The following is a 16,145-nucleotide window of genomic DNA, read 5'->3' on the forward strand; positions in this document are numbered from 1 at the left end:
CTCCTGAGGCGAACGTCGAACGGGGTCAGCGTCTGTCGTCGGACGCCTCCGCGTCGGTCTCCTGCAATCGATCGGCCGGAAGTCGCTTCATCACTTCCTCGAGGCTGGTCTCGCCGCGCGCGACCTTGATCAGCGCCGACTTGCGGAAGCTGATCAGGCCATGCTTGAGCCCTTCCTCATAGATCTGACGGCTCGTCTTGCCTTCGGCGATCAGATCGCGAACCTGAGGACCGACCGGCAGCGTTTCGAAAAGGCCGGTGAAGTTCGCGTACCCTTCGCCCAGGCAGAGTTCGCACCCGCCCGGTTTTTGCCCGTACATGACGCCCCGTTCCTCGGGCGTCAGCAGGTGGCGGATTTCCGCGAAGGTCGATTCCAGATCGGGCGATTCGTACTTGATGCGACAGTGCGCGCAGAGCGTCCTGACCAGTCGTTGCGAAATGACCGCACGCAGCGCCATCGACAGAAAGTAAGGATGGACGTTGAGCGACCGCATACTTTGCACGGCGTCGGGAGCCGTCGAAGCATGCAACGTCGCTAAGACCAGATGCCCGCTGTTCGCGGCCCGAACGGCCGTTTCGGCGGTCTCTTCGTCGCGGATCTCTCCGATCATGATGACGTCCGGCCCCTGCCGCAGGACGTTGCGGAGCATCTTCGGAAAGTCGAGCTCCGCACGGTAATCGACCTGCGATTGCCGCACGCCCGGGAGCGCGTATTCGATCGGGTCTTCGAGCGTATTGATCTTGCGCTTGCCGTCCGCCAGTTGCCGGAGGATCGCGTACAGCGTGGTCGTTTTTCCTACGCCCGTCGGACCGGTCACCGCGACGAGTCCGCTCGAAGCGTCGAGCGCCTGCTGGACCGTTCGGAGTTCGTGCGTCGACAGGCCGATCTGCTCCAGCGGGAGGAGGTTCCGCTCGCGATCCAGCACGCGGCAGGTGACGTCCTCCCCGTACAGCGTCGGGATCGAGTTCGCCCGGACGTCGATGAAGGCGTCCTTTCCCTCACGGCGGATTCGCATCAGGAAGCGACCGTCCTGCGGGCGCCGGGAATCGGCGATGTTCATGGCGCCGTTCGTCTTGACGGCGGTGAGGGCGCTGCGGCCATGATCGCGATCGAGCTTCGCGAACTCGCGCATTTCTCCCAGGCAGCGCATGGCAATTCGGACGCCGTCCGAATCCGAGAAGAAGAAAACGTCGCTGGCGCGGCGACGCACGGCCTCTTCGAACACCGTCTGCAGCAGGGCCTGGATGTTGTCCGTGTTGAGTTCGACCGTCTGAAAGTCGATGACGTCGGCCATGCCACGCTCCCGGCGATTCATAAGAAGGCGATTCGTATAGCAGGCTGCTGCAAAAGGCAGCGAGCCTGCGATTCGTCGCAGGATGCGACGACGAAAGGGGAGTTCACGCCCCTTTCGCGAGCCGTGAGGAACTTGTTCCGAACTTGGCGAGACTGCGAAACGCCGCGAAGGCGTTTTGCAGCAACCGGTTAGATCAGTTCGCCATGCGCACGGGTCGCGGATCGCGGACGGGTCCGGACCCGTCCGGCGCGTTCCCATGGCCTAGGCGGCCGGCTCGCTCGGGGGGATCTTCTCCGGCGAGTCGGCGATCGGAATCAGACGGTCGAGTCGCATCATCCGCAGGACGTCGAGCACGCTTCCTTCGCTGCAGCAGATCGCCATGCGTCCGCCTGCGTCGACGAACTCTTTGCGTTGCGTCAGCAGCCAGTTCACGCCGCTCGAACCCAGAAAGTCCGCCTCGCGCAGATCGAACGCCACGGTTCGACCGAAGACATCCTGACCGAACAGCGATCCGAGGTCGATCGCGTCCGACGAATCGAGCGGCGCGATTCGTCCGCGGAGCTTGAGCACGATCAGACCGTCGCTCCGGTGAGCATCGCTTTCCCGAGTAATCTGCATACGAGCTCGATAGATTCCGGGGATTTCCGGGTCAGTTTCCATAGCGGCGACTGGCTTCCTTATCCGTTTCTGGAATTTAGCCGTACGTATCAGGCCGCACAACGCGGCGCAGGGAGCGTCTCGAGCGATATTCACGGGAACTTCCCAATCAGCGTCAGGATAGAATCTCGGACGACCGCCCTTGAGTTGTCAGGCACGTTCAGCGACCGGTTCCTGCGCACATGCTTCAGCCCGATCCGCAACTCCACCTCGCACATCTGGTCGCCGCGACGAGCGCCGAAGGACCGGGCGTGCGGACGGCGGTCTGGCTGCAAGGGTGTCCGCTTCGCTGCACCGGCTGCTGCAATCCGGAAATGCTGCCGTTCCAGGGGGGAACCGTCCGCTCCGTCGACGACGTTCTGGCGACGGCTCTGGAGGCCCGACGCGACTCGGGCGCGGAAGGGATCACCCTGCTGGGCGGAGAGCCCTTCGCGCATGCGGCGGCGGCGCTTCTCGCGGCGAGGGCCCAGCAGGAAGGTCTCTCCGTGATGACCTTCAGCGGTTACGAACTCGAGGCTCTGCAAACGGGCGCCATTCCCTGGGCGAAGGACCTGCTCGCGGCGACCGACATTCTCGTCGACGGGCCGTACCGCAAGGACCTGCCTGACACGTCGCGGCGCTGGATCGGGTCGAGCAACCAGCGAATCCATTTCCTGACCGATCGCTACCGCGCCGATGACGAGGCCTGGACGAAACGCGATACGCTGGAGATCCGCTGGGACGGCAGCGAACTGAGCGTGAACGGCTTCCCCGCGTTGTCGGCGAAGGGCCTGTGGCGCCGCGGAGCGTTGACGAAGCGGACCGGCGCCGAACGCGAGGCTTCTTCTCTCACGCGCGACGAACAGGACGAAGGGACTTGAAGACCGTTTCGCGATTCGAGGCACGCCTGCTGCGACTGGCGGAGTTCTTCGTCGGCAGGGCGAACGTCGCCAGCGGCGCGCATCTGCTGTTCGGGGCGGAGCAGGAACCGCCGTGCCTCTCCCGAGGGGCGATCGAGGCGTTGCAGGATCGCCTGGCGAAAGGGATCGTCGGCTGGCTCGTCCGCACAGGCGGCTGGCGCGGCGAGGCCTACCTGCGCAAGGGCTCCGCGAGCGAGGGACCCGTGTGGCGCCGCACGCCGCCTGAAGCGCTCGGCCTGCACCTGACCGGACATTCCTTGCGGTTTCTGAACTGGGCGGCCAGCCGGGATGCGCAGGGGCAGAATGCGGGATGGGAGCGAAACGAGGAGCCCCGATCGCTGGGCGACGACCTGCTGCTCTTTCTCGCTTACCGCGCGGTCCGCAACGGGACGGCAGCGCGTCTGGAAACCTTGCTCGTCTCCTGGCGCCGGCTCGAACCGTTCCGTCGCAACGCGCTGGTGCGATTGGTCTATCCGCTCGATCTGCTGATCGAGGACGAGGAGGCGGTCGACTTCGACGACTGGTTTCAGCCTCCCGGCGACGCGGTCCTCGAATGCCTGCAGAGGACGCTCGCGGAAGAATGGCTGGAAGCGGAGCGCCGCCGCCGGGCGATTCGCAATCCCGTCGAGATGCGTCACGCGTCCGAACGGATCGAGCGAACGCTCGCGGCCTATCTCGATTCCGCCGATCGGGCCGGGCGGCGGGATCTGACGCGGTGCCTGCTCTCGGCCATGCGGCGCTGGAGTCGCGAACCGGCGGAAGCGCTGCGCTGGAGTCCGCAGCTCGACGTGTCGGAGTTTCGCCTGGCCGATCGTCTTCGCCACCGGGCTCAGGCGCTCGCCTTTCCCCGAGCGTTCCTGCGAACGAGCGTCTGGTTCGATCAGGCCCGCACGACCACGATCGTCGATGAAGACTATCCCGCTGCGAAGCTGCTCCGTTCGGACTGGGAGCGTCTGGCGGGAGAGGAATCGCGACTCTTCGCCGAGCGCCTGGTTCAGGATGCCGACCGGGGCATCGACGCGACGGGATGATCCGTGCGCGGCGCCGTCGACTCCGTCCATGACTGACAAGGTTGGCAAGCTACCCCGCCCTGCGCTCCGGCGATAGGATGAACGAGAGCGTCGGGACGAACATGCGGGGCGTTCGCACGCTCCCTTTCGGAGAGCGTCGTTCTCCCGGCGCCGACCGGTTCTTGCGAGAGGAGACGGATCATGAGTCGTGCGTATCGCATCGAAGTCGGCGAGTCGCTCAGCCGAACGCTGTCGAGCGACGACGAGATCTCCACGCGGATCGAGCTCCTCCCGGTGCTGCCCGAGGAGCAGATGCGGCGGATACTCGCCGAGGAACTTTCGAAGCGCGGCTTCCAGGAAGAGCGGGGGAAGCACGTTCGCAAGGGAGCCGGCGTCGTCGTGACCGTCGACGCGCAGAGCGGCGAAGTGACCGTTCGGGCGGAAGATTCGGAGCGGATCGATCTCGCCGCGAAGGAGACCGGCGTCTACGCCGACGATTGGGGACTTTCGCAGCGGCAGGTCGAACAGCAGCTTGCCGAGAAGCTCCGTGAAGGGCTGGAACAGCAGGCCGCGGAGAAGGAGAAGAAGCTCCGCAAGGAAACGACCGACCGACTCGAACGCGAACTGTGCGACGTCCTTCGCGAACTCGACCAGGTCACGAACCGCACGATCGGCGAAGCTCTCAAGATCAAAGCCCGCGAGATGGGCGACGTGAAGGAAATCGTCGAAGACGAGCGGACCGGCTCGCTGAAGATCGTGCTGGACGTTTGACCGGCAGCGTCGGTCGAACGAACGCACGTATACCGTTACCTCTCTGAGCGCTCCGCATGGCGACCATCGTTCCTGAAACGGAACTGCCGACCGATCTCTCCGTCGAAGAAGCGGTCGAGATCGCCTACTCGCGTGCCCTGGCGGAGATCGCGGACGACCTCGTGCGCGGCCTGCCGGTCCTGGTGGAGTGCGAGAAGGATCTGGCGCCCTACCTCTACATGAGCCTTCGTTCGCGACTGAAGCGGGCGGAGGTGAAGTGCGCCTACCTGGACGGACGACCGAAGGAAGATAAGCCCGACTCGGCGCCGGTGACGTTCGTCTCCGGGATGCTCGAACAGCTCCGCTCGACGGTACGCGGCGCGGTCGAGAAGCGGGTCGCCGCGCTGCCCCATCTCGATCTGCTGACGACCAGCCAGGGCGGGATCACCGCCGAAGCGCGGGAGGTCGTACCCCTGCTGTACGAGAACCCGGACCTCGTCTGGCTCGGGTTCAAGGATCCTTCGTTTCCGCTCCCCAGGGTGATCGAGAATCTGTTCCCCCGGCGACGGACGATTCTGGGCATCCCGCGCGATCGCCTGTCGCGGCTGGTGACGCAGCGCGAAGCGCGCAAGTTCGGTCGCGGGCTCAACGCCTGGGGACTCTACAAGTACGTCTCCGGCATGAACGCCGCGCGGCTGCGGCGGCTGCTCGCTTCGATGGAAGGGGAAGACTATCCCGCCGATCCGAAGAAGGCCTATCAGCGGATTCGCGGCTTCACCGTCCAGGGGGCGCTGGAGATTCCGACCATCGATCTCGACGCCGACATCGGCGGCTACGAGAAGGTCAAGACGCGCATTCGCCGGGAGATCGTCGACGTCCTCAAGAAGAAGGACGAACTGACCGACGAAGCGGCGGTTCAGCGAATGGAGAGGCTCATCCCCCGGGGCATGATCTTCTGGGGTCCTCCCGGTACGGGCAAGACGCTCTTCGCGAAGGGGATCGCCGCCTCCATCGGCGCGGCGATCACCGTCGTCAGTGGCCCCGAACTGAAGAGTCGCTGGGTCGGCGAGAGCGAGGAGAACCTGCGCCAGATCTTTCATCAGGCCCGGCAGTCGGCGCCGTCGATCATCGTCTTCGACGAACTCGATTCGTTCGCCTCCGCCCGCGGAACCTATACGGGTTCGGGCGTCGAACATTCGATGGTGAATCAACTTCTCACGGAGATGGACGGGTTCCGCAACGACGAACTGGTCTTCGTCGTCGGCACGACGAACTTCGTGGAGATTCTCGACCCCGCGCTCCTCCGGCCGGGACGGTTCGAGTTTCACCTGCACATTCCGCATCCCGACTCCGCGGATCGGCTCGCCATTCTGAAGATCTACGACGAGAAGCTCGATCTTCGACTGACTTCCGAAGCGATCGACTTCGCCGTGAAACGGACGGGCGACTTCGTCGAGGGGGCGCCGGCAGGTACCCGCTTCACGGGCGACCATATCAACGCGCTCTGCCGTGCGCTCGCCCGGATTCGCCTGCGGGAAGGATTGGAGGGGCCGACGGACGAGTTGCTCGTCGATCGCGCGCTCAGCGAGTACGCCGAGCGGCCGCAGATGTCGCCCCGCGAAGAACGCGTGGTCGCCGTACATGAAGCGGGCCACGCGATCTGCGCGCTCTTCTCGCCGAACGCCCCGACGATCGACCGGATCTCGATTCGCGGCGATATGGCGGGCGCGCTCGGATTCGTGCGGTATCGCGATCCCGATCGGAAGTACGTCGTGACGCGCGGCGAACTGCTCGACGACCTCTGTATTCTGATGGGAGGTCGCGAGGCCGAGAGGCTTTTGCTGGACGATCTCTCCATCGGATCGGCGGGCGACCTGGAACGTGCGACCGAGATCGCCCACGCCGTGGTGGAAGAGTTCGGCATGGGCGGCGACGAGACCGGCGTCGTGCGGTACATGTCTAGCGAAAAGCGTCGCCGGCGGGAGGACCTTTCGCCGGCGCAGCTCGAACGCCTGGACCGGGCCGTGCTGACGATTCTGGAAGAGGCCCGCACCCGCGCTGCCGCGATTCTGGAGAGTCGCCGCCCGATGGTCGTCGCCCTCGCGGAACTGCTGCTCGAACGGAAGGTCGTCGAAGCGAAGACCCTGGGCGAGCGGCTCGATCTGGACGACGTCGCGAAAAAGAAGCTCGAACCGACCGCCGACGGCCGCGTGCCCCGACAGGACGAGAGCGCGGGGGGCAAGGCCGATGCCGGGCGTACCAGCGGACCGACCGCGACGAAGTACGCAATCGAAGCGCCTCATGAGGAAAGCAGGAACGACTGATGGCGGAAATGACGATCCTGCTGGTTTGCGATCCAGAGACGGGCAAGAAAAACATCCTCGTCAAACTGGCGAGCGACGCGGAGGCGCTGCCGCTGGAACATGAGCGTCTGCATAAGCGGCTCGTCGATAAGCTCATCGAAGGCGGAACGCTGAAGGCGAACGAAGTCGGCGAAGTACGGATCGAGCGCGAAGCGACGGCCGAGGTCGAAGAAGGCGAAGTCTCGCAGGAACAGACGCCCCAGCGCCGCGAGGAGAGCCAGTCGTCGTAGAATCGACGCGTCGCGCAAGGTCGACTCGTTCGGGGAGCCTGCGCAGACGACGACTTCGTATCGCGTTCGACGCATCTGCTCATGCCGGGCCTTCGATTTCCCAGTTCCGAACTGCTGCAGTTCGCGATCCGCCAGGGGCTGCTCCCGGCGGAGACGGCGTCGATTCCGGTCGCAGGCGGACGGCTCGAAGAGGGCGCCGTCGCGCTCTTCTGGCACGAGCTGCCGCGCAAGACGAGCTTCGAAGCGCTGGAGGCGATCGGCGCCGTCCGCTTCGTCAGCCCGATCCGCGGCATTCGACCTCTGTCATCTCCGGCCGAAGCCGTGTCGCTCGTTCCGACGGAACCGGGGGGACATGACGATGGGGAGCAAGCCGTTCCGATCCTGTTCGAGTTCGTCGAGGCGGACGGCTTCGCCGCTGCTGACGGCTTCGCCGCCGCGGCGGGAGAACTGTTGCGGCTGGGAGGCGACTCGCTCAGCTTCGCCGTCGTGAAGGAGGTTCGGACCGGACGCGAGCGACGGTTCCTGCGCGTCGTGCGGCCTTCGTACTTCGTCGTCCAACGTGCGACGGAGGGGGACTTCGGACCGGTCGTGATCCGCAGCGAACGCGCGGCCAGGTTCTGGGCGCCGCTCGGCTATCGTCATCCGCTCGAAGATCTGCTGTCGCCGTCGCTCGATGCCTGGACTCTGCTGAGCGAAACGGGGTCGTGGGAGGCGATCGTCGCCCCGGAACTGTCGGACGTGTACGACGTCGTCACGCTCGCGACGCCGCACGATCGCGAATCGTTGACGCCGATCGAACCGCCGCGTTTGCGTACGCCGATCCGGCTGGTCGAATCGGGCGCCAGCGAACCAGCAGAGTTCTGGACGCTGCGCGGTCAGGCCATCGATAGGCTGCATCGCTTCGTGCAGGATCACGAACAGGCGCTGGCCGGTCGGCTGGCGTTCGCGGTGACGTCGGAGGCCGATCCGACCGTCATTCTCAGGACGCGCCCCGCGCCCGACGGACCGCCGACGATCAGTCTCGACGCGATCGGCTATCGTTCTTACCTGCGGATTCCGAATCTCTTCGTCCCGTGCGGGATGCAGCTTCGCCCGCGGCTGCGACCCGACGTGATCGCGTCGCGGCTCGCTCCGCGGCAGGACGAAGTCACGTGGCTGGAACCGACGGCGCCGGGCGAGTTCGCGCCGCGCGCGATTCCGGAGTCCGCGTTTCAGCCGCTGGAGGAATGGATCGAGTATTACCTCGAACGGGAACGCGAGCCGCTCTCTGTCTGGACGCGGTCGATGACGTTCGATTTCGAGCCGTTCGTCTGCGGCGAAGATCTCGCGCCCGGCGGTTCGCCGTCGAAGAGCGTCGCTCCGCCCCCTCCGCCCGGCAAGCCGACCTTCGACGACATGGTCAAGTCGCAGGTCGCCGCTTCGAAGCAGGCCCCGCCGAAGCGTCGGAAGGAACCGGAGGAATCGGCGAAGGCGCCGTTCTTCGCCGTCGATCGCGACCGCGATCAGGCGCTCCGTCGACTGCACGAACTGGAAGAGGCGTTCGTCGCGTTTCGCTCGCCGCCGGACAGCGCGGAGCGTCGCGACGCGTGGTTCGAGATGGCCAGTCTGCACTTCGCGCTCAAGCGTCCGCACGAAGGGTTCGTCTGCTGGACCGCCGGAGCCTGGGGGGACGACCACGCTACCGGGGGACGCCTGGAATCGCTGGCGCAGGGGCTGCTGCGTTCCGGCGAGGCGACCGATTGGGGCGCTGCGCTGGAGCAGGCTGACGATCGCGTCGTCGACTCCGAACGGGCGAGGGCGCTCGGCGCCGCGGCGATCGTGGCCGGAACCCAGCCGGCGAACGGCCTGACGGACACGCTTCGCTCGCGCGTGCGCGAGCGCCTTCAGGAATTCGTCGCGGCGCTCGAAGCGGGCGAACCGTATCTGCCGGTGCGAGCGATCTGGCTCGCGTGGCTCGGGATCGAAGCGGTCGCGGGGGAGGACGTCGTGAGGACGGCCCTCGTGCGGGATCGCCTGCTCGAGCGGGTTCATCGCGACGGACTCCGTTGGGATCTCGACCTGCCGGGGTTCCTCCGCAGGACCCGGCAGAACGACGTCGACCGGATGCGCGAACTGGCGGACGAAGCGGAGCGGATCCGACGGGGCTTCGGCGAGTGGATGGAGGCCGTTTCCTCGCGAAAGGATCGTCCCGGCGGAACCGACGTGCGCAAAGGCGCCGCGCCGACGCTCGACTACGTGCGGCTGATCTTCGCCTACGCCGACGCGGCGCTCGGGCAACGCGAGCGCGCGGAAGCGACGCTGGCCGAGGCGGGCGGGCGACTGCGCGCGACGGGGGACGCGGTCCACCAATGGCTGGCCGACGCGTTCGACTTCCGCATTCGCGAAGCGTTCGAGGGGCGTCGTTCCTTCCAGCGGCTGCCCGCGTCGCTGATGGAGCGGCTCGCGGATCTGGGAACGACGTCGCAGTACGTCGCGAACCGCGCGCGGCAAAAGCTCAAGCTGCTGGAACCGAACGAAGAGGTCGCGTCCTTCGCGCTCTGGCATCAGAAATCGGCAGGCGACGATTGGGCCCTGCGCGTGGCGAAGATCGGCCAGGAACCGCAACGCGGCGTCCGCGCTCAGGCGATCCGCGATCTGTGGCAAGCGGCTCAGCAGGCCCCGACCGCCGAGCGTCAGCGTGCCAAATCGCGGACGCTCGCGGCGGCGCTTTCGATGGGGCCCGACTTCGGCGCGTCGCAGACCGACTGGTTCCTGCGGTTCCTGCCGGAGGTTCTCGCCTCGACGAGCGACCTCGCGGAGAAGGCTCGCCTGTGGTCGCCCGCCGTGCGGACGGCCGCCCACTTCGGGCGTCAGGACGTCGTGCAATCGATCGTCGAAGAGTTCGAGCGCACGCTCCGCGGAGTCAACGAGGCGGATGAGCTGATCCCGATCGAGCCGCTGATCGGCGACTTCTTTCAGGACATGCGACGCTTCGGTTTGCAGGGAGAGATAGGACGTCTCTTCGACGCGGCAGAGGCCGCGGCTCGGCGACTGGCGAACGCGAAGCCCGCCGCCCGTTCAGCGCCGAAGCGGGGACGCGGGCCGCAGGAAACCGCTCGCCGCGACGAGGTCGCGCTGCATACGCATCGGCTGGAACTGCAGATCGCCCGCGGGCGCTTCTATTTCGGCCAGAACGACGCGGCGGAGGCGACGCTCGATCGGATCGAACGGACGCTCGAAACCAGCGAACTGAAGCCCGTGAAGCAGACGGAACTCGTCCAGGCCTACCTGCAGGCCCTGTCCGAAGCGCCGTCGTCCATCTTCCTGGCGCGAATCCGTCGGTTCTTCCGCATTCTGCCGACGGGCGCTCCGGCGATCCGCATCTCGGACGAAGCGCTGGGGGGCACGGCGAGCCACTTCCAGATCATGTTCCTCACCGTCGCCGAGTCGCTCGTCCGCGCGATGTTCTCCGGCGACCCGACGCAGTCGCAGGAGAGCCGGCGTTACGTCGAGGAGGACGAGTTCTACTTCCGCGATCGCGTCCACCGCGATCTGGCCGAGCGACTCCGCCGGGCGCAGGTCGAGTAATCGGGTCGGCCCGGGCCAGTCGTCTACTTTTCCTTCGGATCGCCGAGGGTGATCTCGACGTCGACTCGCTTGCCTTCGCGTTCGACGGTCGTCTTCACCTTCTCGCCCGGCTTGTAGCGGACGAGCGCGTCTGCGAGACCTTCGATGCTCTTCACCTCGATCTCGCCCATCTGGACGACGATGTCGCCGGCTAACAGACCAGCCTTTTCCGCCGGCGAATTCGGGTTGATGCCGGTCAGTCGCAAGCCCTCGACGCCGCCCGAGTAGTCCGGCACGACGCCGAGATACGACATCGTCCCGGTCGTCATCTTGATCGTCGGCGCTTCCTGACGGGTGGGACGTCGGTCCGCCGACTCGACGCCGCGGAGGAACGCCTCGGCCAGATCGACCACGCGGGTCATCCCGTCGAAGTTGATCAGTTCGACGTCGTCTTCCGGCGTGTGGTACTCGTCGGACAGGCCGGTGAAGAAGTGGATGCTGGGGATCTTCTTGAGGTGGAAGCCGTAGTGATCGCTGTTGGGCATCACGCCGTCGATCCGGTCGTAGACGATCTCGCTCGGGTTCGGAACCCGGTCGAGGAGCGGGCCGAACTCCGTCGCGGTGCCGAGACCGTAAACGCTGAGCTTGTTCTCGCGGAGGCGACCTACCATGTCGAAGTTGATCATGGCGACGGTCTCCTCCAGCGGGAAGAGCGGATGGGCGACGTAGTAATTGCTCCCCAGCAGGCCGCGTTCTTCGCCGCAGAAGGCGATGAAGACCATCCGCCGGGCGGGCTTCGTTTCGTTTTCGACGAACCGCCTGGCAAGCTCCATCAGCGCCGCGGTGCCGGAGGCGTTGTCGTCGGCGCCGTTGTGGATCTGCCGCAGGGCCGGCTTCCGCGAACCGTAGCCGCCCAGTCCGACATGGTCGTAATGAGCTCCGATCACGATCGTCTCGTTCGCGAGCGGACCTTCGCCCTCGAGCACGCCGACGATGTTGGCGACCTGGAAGGAACGCGCTTCCGCATGCGACGAAAGCGAGGCCGACCAGCCGGCCAGCGGCTGCGAGATCGGAGCGAGCGTCGCGTCGATGCGCTTCTCCGCTTCTTCGATCGTCGCGATCGTCTCCTCGCCGACCTTGAGCGGCGCGGCGGCCAGAATCTGATCGGCCACCGCCCGGGTAATCTGAAGCAGCGGCAGTCCCGCGGAGTTCGTGCCGAAGTCGCCCGGTTCGAGGACCGGATCCTGCCCCGCTTCGCCGTGCGGTCCGACGGCTCCGCGCAGGTCGTTCACGATCAGGACGGCCGCCGCCCCGCGTTCCTTCGCGATCTTCATTTTCGTCGCGACGAAGGCGTGCGGGCTGTTTTCCTTACCCGCGAAGGGGCTCGCCTCGTCGTCCTGTCGCGGCTCCCGCCGCAGTAGCAGGACGATCTTCCCCCGGACGTCGATCCCGGCGTAGTCGTCGTAGTTCGCGTCGGGCGCCGTGATGCCGTACCCGGCGAAGACGATCTCCGCGTCGGCCTTTCCGTTGCCGCCGGCGAAGAGCGCCTGCCAGGTCTCGCCCCGCTTCAGTTCGAGATCCTGTCCTTCCGGAGTTCGCAGCCGGAGATGCGTCTGCGCGTCGACGATTTCCGACTCGACGGTCACCTGGAATTCCTGGCGATAGTCGCCGTCAGGCGTACCGCTGGCCAGTCCCAGCCCGCGGAATTCGTCGCGAATCCGATCCGCCGCTTTCTCGATGCCGAGGGTGCCGACGCCGCGGCCCTGCATCTCGTCGGCGGCGAGAGCTTCGACGTCCTGCATCAGCCGAACGGTCGTCGCGGAAATCGAGCGATCGAGCGCGCTCGCGACGCGGTTCGACGCGGAACCGACGAGCAGCAGACAAACGACGAATCCGGCGACGCGGACGATCGAATCGGGTCGAAAGGAAGGCACGGCGGGATTCCTGGTGCGTGTCGCAAGGACGTAAAGCGTACCCGCGGACGGAACCGTCGCGGAAACGGCGCATCGGCGGCTGCAGTTTCGCGGGATGCGATCTTGAGGAAGTCGACCAGCGGACTCGACTCTATAATAGAGAGATCGCCGCCCGTGCGGCGAGCGCGACTTTCTATCCTAACGAGCCGACCATGCCGACGTACGTCTACCAAGTCGTCTCTGAATCGGGCGAACCGGGCGAGACTTTCGAGTTCCGCCAGGGCATGAACGATCCGCCGCTGACGCACCATCCCGAGACGGGCGAGCCGGTCGAACGGGTCCTGACCGCCCCGAACATCGCGGGATCGTTTAGCGATATGAAGATGGGCCGGTCGGCGCGCGACGACAAGAAGCTCGATAAGCTGGGCTTCACCAAATACGTGAAATCCAGCGACGGCACCTACGAAAAGACCGCCGGTAGCGGGCCGCGACACATCCAGCGGGACGGCAAGCCGCTGAAGTAGAGCCGGGAAGGTCTTACGATTCCCGAAGCTTCGGGTTCGTGCGGTGCCGGTCGGCGTCGCGGCGGGTTTTCTTCGCGAGGTTCGCCCGAAACGCGGCGGTCAGATCGACTCCGGTCTGATTAGCCAGGCAGATCAGGACGAACAGCACGTCCGCCAGTTCGTCCGACAACTCGCCGGGCGTCTCTCCCGATTTGAAGCTCTGGTCGCCGTACTTTCGGCTGACGAGCCGGGCGACCTCGCCCACTTCCTCCATGAGCTGGGCCAGATTGGTCAGCTCCGAGAAGTAGCGGACGCCGATCGAGCGGATCCAGGCGTCGACTTCGGTCTGCGCCGCAGCGAGCGTGAGCGATTCATCGACTGGCGATTCGTCAGCCGGCGAATTGCGCATTTCCGCCTCGTTCAAGGTCGACCCGTCGCTCAAGGCCGAAAGCCCCCGGCGACGCCTTTGACGGCGATCGCGGTGGCATCGTGCGGATGGAGGCTCTCGAAGTGCCGGGCCTCGGCTCGGTAGTCGAGAATCCCGGGCAGCTCCTCGAGGACCTTCTTCATCCGCCGGGCCGCATCTTCGCAGAACATCGCGTTCATGCCGTTGAGCCGGGCGAATTCCTGCTCGTCGGCCCGCTTCACCGCAGCCTGAACGGCGGTGCCGAGAGCCTCCTCGATGCCGTCGACGATGCGATCGACCAGCACGTCGAACGGGCCGGCGACGCTATCGTCCAAACGGACGAGAATCTCGCCGTGGCTGCGCTGGCTGTGCGGGATGGCGGTCACGGCGCCGACGGTCGCGATCCAGTGGGCGGCCTGTCGTACGGGGACGTTCGCTCGCCCGGCGAATTCGGTCTCGAACCGCTTCTGCATCAGCGCGCCCGAGAGCGCGGTGGAGCAGGGGCAGGCGCTCGAATAGACGAGCCGCACCTTCAGCGTGCGGGTGACCTTCCCTTCCAGCGTTTCGGCTTCGAATTCGACGGGGTAGGTCCGCCAGGCCTCGCGACCCGAAAGGAGCGACCCGCGGCGTCGCAGATAATCGAAGGCGATTTTGACGCTCGCCGAGCGGCTGAGATCGCTGTGGGAACGTACGAAGTTTTCGAGCAGTCGACCGAGCGTGTCGATCGAAAAGATTTCCGTTTCCAGCGTCTGATCGAGCGCGAGGTACAGCCGGGACATGTGAATGCCCCGGGCATTCGCGTCGTCGAGGCTCACGAAGGCGTCGGCAAGCGCCGGGGCGCGGACGAGCTCGTCGTTCTCGGTGCGATAGCGAATCGCCGTTTCGATGGCCCGCATGCCGACCCGTTCCAGGGTCGACGGAGCGTGCGTGACCGTATCCTGCGCGACGTCCGGCAGAATATTCGCGTCAGCGCCGGTTGCGCCAGGAGAGGCGCCGCCGTAGCCGGTTTCCACAGGATCAGAAAACATGCGTTGACGAAGTCGATTCGAGAGGTGATGCGAGCGGACGCGAGAAAGGATGCTCTCTCCGCACGGTCGTCCATCGTCCGACCGGTTATTCTACGCGGGATTAACCGTTTTCGGCGCCGCTGTCGGAGGGTATCGCCGGCGCTTCCGTGGAAGGGCCCCGGCGGCGCGCTCTTGAAAATCGCCGACGCAGGCCCAAGGTCTTTAGAGTCCTTTTCCGACGCCCGGGTTCGAAGAATCGACCAATTCCTTCGCTGGCAGTCTGCATGCATGCTGCAAATTGGGGTTCGGGCGGTAGGGGAAAGTTTGATACATTGTGCGGAATGCGGCGATTTACCCGGCCGCGCGAGCATCCCACCTCCCTAGTCAGGACGAACGACATGAAGCGGACCCTCACGGTCCTCGCCGCCTCTCTTTTCGCCACGAGCCTCGCCATCGCCCAACCTCCGGGCGGCGCGGCCCCCGGCGGCGGCGCTCCGGGCCAGGGAGCAGCTCCGGCGGCGCCCGAACTGACCGATCAGCTTCGGGTGAACGCCAGCTACGCGATCGGCGTCAGCATCGGCAAGAACCTGCAGGCCGACAAGGAAGCGCTGAACCTGGAAATGGTCATGCAGGGTCTTCAGGACTCGCTGACCGGTCAGGAATTGAAGCTCAACGACGAACAGATGAAGCAGGTTCTGATGGACTTCAACCGCGCCATGCTCGCGCGAGAACAGCAGAAGGCGATGGCGGCCGCGACGACGAACAAGCAGGAAGAGCAGCAGTTCCTCGCCACGAACGCCACTCAGCCGGGCGTGAAGGCGACGGCGTCCGGCCTGCAGTACAAAGTTCTCGCCGCAGGAGCGGGCGGGGCGAGCCCGAAGCCGACCGACATGGTCAAGGCCCACTATCACGGAACCTTCCTCGACGGGACCGTCTTCGACAGCTCGGTCGAGCGCAAGGAGCCGATCACGCTCCCGGTCAACGGCGTCATCGACGGCTGGGCCGAAGCGCTTCAGTTGATGAAGCCGGGCGACAAGTGGAAGCTCTGGATCCCGTCCAAGCTGGCGTACGGCGATCAGCCGCAGCCGGGCAGCCCGATCCCCGCCGGCAAGATGCTCGTCTTCGAGGTCGAACTGCTGGAAGTCAACCCGAAGCAGTAGCTCCGCCCGCTTCGCCTCAGCGCGAGGTTGTCGGACGCAGACCCGCGATCACCGAATCTTCGAAGGACGTCGGCGCCTCCGCCGGCGTCCTTCTTCTTTGGCCCGAACCGTTTCATCGGCACCCGACCGTTCGCTTCGCGACCCAGCTTATGGACCCGAGAGATCTTTTCGTCGGCGGACTGGCGATCGTGATGGGCGTCGGCCTGATCGTCGTCGCGGCGCTCGGTTCCGAGGCGCCGTTTCGTCTTCCGAAGCTTCGCTGGCTGGAATCGCAGATCGGACGGGGCCCCAGTCGCGCGACGCTCGCGGCGATCGGCCTCGGTCTGGTCGTGCTCGGCGCCCTGATCGCCGCAGGCGTCTCCCCCTCCGGCGACTGAACGGCGCTCGGCCCGACGATCAGCTCCTGC

14 protein-coding genes are annotated in these 16,145 nt (G+C 65.9%); 9 read left to right on the top strand and 5 right to left on the bottom strand.

Annotation, left to right across the window (positions count from 1 at the left end; genetic code table 11):
* Positions 1–25: 25 nt before the first annotated feature.
* A complete protein-coding gene (locus tag SH602x_RS15570; RefSeq protein ID WP_479473183.1) occupies positions 26–1,294 on the bottom strand; it encodes a GspE/PulE family protein in 1,269 nt (422 codons plus the stop codon).
* Positions 1,295–1,555: 261 nt separating this feature from the next.
* A complete protein-coding gene (locus tag SH602x_RS15575; protein WP_479473184.1) occupies positions 1,556–1,912 on the bottom strand; it encodes an STAS domain-containing protein in 357 nt (118 codons plus the stop codon).
* A gap of 221 nt (positions 1,913–2,133) precedes the next feature.
* On the opposite strand from SH602x_RS15575, the gene SH602x_RS15580 reads away from it, so the two are divergent.
* The 6 genes from SH602x_RS15580 to SH602x_RS15605 all read left to right on the top strand — a co-directional run bounded on the left by SH602x_RS15580 (position 2,134) and on the right by SH602x_RS15605 (position 10,770).
* Complete coding sequence (locus tag SH602x_RS15580) at positions 2,134–2,811, top strand: 4Fe-4S single cluster domain-containing protein (RefSeq protein WP_479473185.1); 678 nt, start codon at positions 2,134–2,136, stop codon at positions 2,809–2,811.
* On the top strand, positions 2,808–3,881 hold the full coding sequence (locus tag SH602x_RS15585; RefSeq protein ID WP_479473186.1) for a hypothetical protein: 1,074 nt from the start codon (positions 2,808–2,810) through the stop codon (positions 3,879–3,881). The genes SH602x_RS15580 and SH602x_RS15585 overlap by 4 nt, the downstream gene beginning before the upstream one ends.
* Before the next feature lie 180 nt (positions 3,882–4,061).
* The gene (locus SH602x_RS15590) at positions 4,062–4,631 is read left to right on the top strand and encodes a hypothetical protein (protein ID WP_479473187.1); all 570 of its coding nucleotides are present in this window, start codon (positions 4,062–4,064) and stop codon (positions 4,629–4,631) included.
* A gap of 56 nt (positions 4,632–4,687) precedes the next feature.
* Positions 4,688–6,934, top strand: a complete 2,247-nt coding sequence (locus tag SH602x_RS15595; RefSeq protein WP_479473188.1) for an AAA family ATPase — start codon at positions 4,688–4,690, stop codon at positions 6,932–6,934.
* Positions 6,934–7,203: a hypothetical protein gene (locus tag SH602x_RS15600; RefSeq protein WP_479467470.1), complete on the top strand. Its 270-nt coding sequence runs from the start codon at positions 6,934–6,936 to the stop codon at positions 7,201–7,203. Before SH602x_RS15595 ends, SH602x_RS15600 begins: the two co-directional genes overlap by 1 nt.
* 81 nt (positions 7,204–7,284) lie before the next feature.
* Positions 7,285–10,770 carry a hypothetical protein gene (locus tag SH602x_RS15605; RefSeq protein ID WP_479473189.1) on the top strand — a complete coding sequence of 1,162 codons (3,486 nt, stop codon included), beginning with the start codon at positions 7,285–7,287 and terminating at the stop codon, positions 10,768–10,770.
* Between the two features lie 23 nt (positions 10,771–10,793).
* Here the strand turns inward: SH602x_RS15605 and SH602x_RS15610 are convergent, their stop codons facing one another.
* Complete coding sequence (locus tag SH602x_RS15610; protein ID WP_479473190.1) at positions 10,794–12,683, bottom strand: M28 family peptidase; 1,890 nt, start codon at positions 12,681–12,683, stop codon at positions 10,794–10,796.
* Positions 12,684–12,874: 191 nt separating this feature from the next.
* Between SH602x_RS15610 and SH602x_RS15615 the strand changes: the two genes are divergently transcribed.
* Positions 12,875–13,186, top strand: a complete 312-nt coding sequence (locus SH602x_RS15615) for an FmdB family zinc ribbon protein (protein WP_479467467.1) — start codon at positions 12,875–12,877, stop codon at positions 13,184–13,186.
* A gap of 13 nt (positions 13,187–13,199) precedes the next feature.
* Here the strand turns inward: SH602x_RS15615 and SH602x_RS15620 are convergent, their stop codons facing one another.
* On the bottom strand, positions 13,200–13,574 hold the full coding sequence (locus SH602x_RS15620; protein WP_479473191.1) for a nucleotide pyrophosphohydrolase: 375 nt from the start codon (positions 13,572–13,574) through the stop codon (positions 13,200–13,202).
* A 29-nt stretch (positions 13,575–13,603) separates the two neighbouring features.
* Positions 13,604–14,599: a GTP cyclohydrolase FolE2 gene (gene folE2, locus SH602x_RS15625; RefSeq protein ID WP_479473192.1), complete on the bottom strand. Its 996-nt coding sequence runs from the start codon at positions 14,597–14,599 to the stop codon at positions 13,604–13,606.
* 377 nt (positions 14,600–14,976) lie between these two features.
* On the opposite strand from folE2, the gene bamJ reads away from it, so the two are divergent.
* Together bamJ and SH602x_RS15635 are read left to right on the top strand one after the other, a co-directional pair.
* Positions 14,977–15,738: a BamJ family beta-barrel-assembly machinery protein gene (gene bamJ / locus SH602x_RS15630; protein WP_479467464.1), complete on the top strand. Its 762-nt coding sequence runs from the start codon at positions 14,977–14,979 to the stop codon at positions 15,736–15,738.
* A gap of 149 nt (positions 15,739–15,887) precedes the next feature.
* Positions 15,888–16,115, top strand: a complete 228-nt coding sequence (locus SH602x_RS15635; protein ID WP_479467463.1) for a hypothetical protein — start codon at positions 15,888–15,890, stop codon at positions 16,113–16,115.
* Positions 16,116–16,145: the final 30 nt, after the last annotated feature.

The organism is Lignipirellula cremea (genome assembly GCF_056501455.1).